This window comes from Streptomyces sp. NPDC044061, assembly GCF_056434305.1.
The window spans coordinates 1-2,054 of the sequence record NZ_JBWKFL010000159.1 but is presented as its reverse complement, the minus strand read 5'-3'; the positions used below and the strand labels follow the sequence as shown (position 1 = coordinate 2,054).

The following is a 2,054-nucleotide window of genomic DNA, read 5'->3' as shown; positions in this document are numbered from 1 at the left end:
CCGCGCTCCTGCCCAGCGTTGAACTCGCGCCCGGAGTCCTGGTACGGCACGTGGACGCCGGACCCTACGGAGGCCTTGCCAAGGAGAACCTCCCCGCACAACTGTGCGCCTTCACGCACGGCGTGACCCGGGTTTGGGCAGGCCACCACCCCGGCCACTACGACCTGCTCCACTCGCACTATTGGCTCTCTGGCCACGTCGGCCGCCTCGCCGCCGAGCGCTGGGGCGTCCCACTCGTCCACACCATGCACACTATGGCCAAGGTCAAGAACGCCTCCCTCGCCGAGGGGGATACCCCCGAGCCCGCGACACGCGTGAATGGCGAGATACAAGTCGTACGCGCCGCCGACCGGCTGATAGCGAACACTGAGAGGGAAGCGGAGGAGCTCCTCCATCACTACGACGCCGAGAGCAGCCGGGTCACCGTCGTCCACCCCGGTGTCAACCTGGAGCGCTTCCGGCCCGACCCCTCCGGTATCGAGGCCGGCCGGACCGCGACCCGGGCCCGCCTTGGGCTGCCGCAGGACGCGCTCATACCGCTATTCGCGGGTCGCATACAGCCGCTGAAGGCACCGGACGTCCTGTTGCGCGCGGTGGCCCGGCTGCTGGAGCAGCGGCCGCAGCTACGTGAGCGGATCATCGTGCCGGTCGTGGGCGGGCCGAGTGGCAGCGGCCTGGCCAAGCCCGAAGGACTGCAGAAGCTGGCGGCCCGACTCGGCATCTCCGACGTCGTGCTGTTCCGGCCGCCGGTCGGCCAGGACGAGCTCGCCGACTGGTACCGGGCGGCGTCCGTCCTGGTCATGCCGTCCTACAGCGAGTCCTTCGGCCTGGTGGCCGTCGAGGCACAGGCCTGCGGCACCCCGGTGATCGCTGCCGCGGTCGGCGGCCTGTCAGTGGCAGTACGAGACGGGGTGAGTGGCGTTCTCGTACCCGGGCACGACCCGGTGGACTACGCGCGGGCGCTGTGCAGCTTCGCCGACGACCCGGCACTTTCCGCTCAGCTGGGCGCAGCGGCGGCCCGGCACGCCCGGTCCTTCGGCTGGGACTCGGCCGCAGTGGCGACGGCGGACGTGTACATGGCGGCGATGCACCATCGGCGTCGTCGCTTGCTGCATGGGGGCCTCAACGACCTACACGTCGGCGACCTCACGCGCGAGCCGTAGCCGGAGGTTTAACGATGTCAGGCTCGTTCACGAAGACTCTTGAGGTTCCCTTGCCAGTACCTGTGGCAGCATAGTGCCGCCTGATCGGTTGCACGGCCGGAGAGGCATCGCCGCTATGTCGAAGCCTCCCGGCCTCCGGTTCGCCCGCGGCCGCCACGCTGGGCCCGTGCAGTCTGGATGCTGCGGACCCTCGCGCGGACAGGCTCTATCAGCGTCATTCCCGCGCCGGTGAGCACTGCCTTCCAGGCCGATACGGTGAAACAGGTCCGTGTGCAAATTTGGCTCCAGCGACTGGCCGTCTGTGACAGCGTCGACTGTGAGACATAAAAGGCTGCAGCGGCTCGGTGACATGCACTGTCATCCATGATCGCGCGGGAGTACTCCAGCTGCCGGACGTCCCGGGTTGTTGTTCTTCGGTCGGGCGGCCCAGCGGCAGGAGCAGCCAGTTGAGCCCTCACGATCAGGACAAGTGCACGAGAGCTCACCGGATGGCCGGGTGCCCGCCGGCACCCTAGTCGTGCCAGCAGGCAGGTTGGGCGTGCATGATACCGCAGGCCAGAGGGCCGAGAGTCGCAGTGGGCCAGCAGGGGTTAGCCCGACGGTGGACCGCAAGGAGCGGGTCTGACACGCGTGCTCCAGGTCCCGTGGTCCCTGGCCGATCCCCATCGCCAACCTATCAACCCCCTGGAGGAGTGTAGGTAGACCCTCCCGCTCTGCGGTTCAAGGCCCGATGAGCCTTGAACCGTACTGGCGGGATGGTGACCTGCCGTCCCGCAGCTCGCCATCCGTCGTGCTGTGATCAGGCGCTGAGTACTGTTTTGTGGATCAGGTAGGGTTCGATTCCCTCTGTTCCGCCCTCTTGGCCCCAGCCGGTGTCCTTGACGCCGCCGA

Annotated in this window: 1 protein-coding gene; it reads left to right on the top strand. The window is 68.2% G+C overall.

Going from position 1 to position 2,054, the window contains the following annotated elements; all coding sequences use genetic code 11:
- Positions 1 to 1,163, top strand: a 1,163-nt coding sequence (gene mshA, locus AC07CM_RS50785; protein WP_478883340.1) for a D-inositol-3-phosphate glycosyltransferase, incomplete at its 5' end; no start/stop codon positions are given.
- Positions 1,164 to 2,054 lie beyond the last annotated feature (891 nt).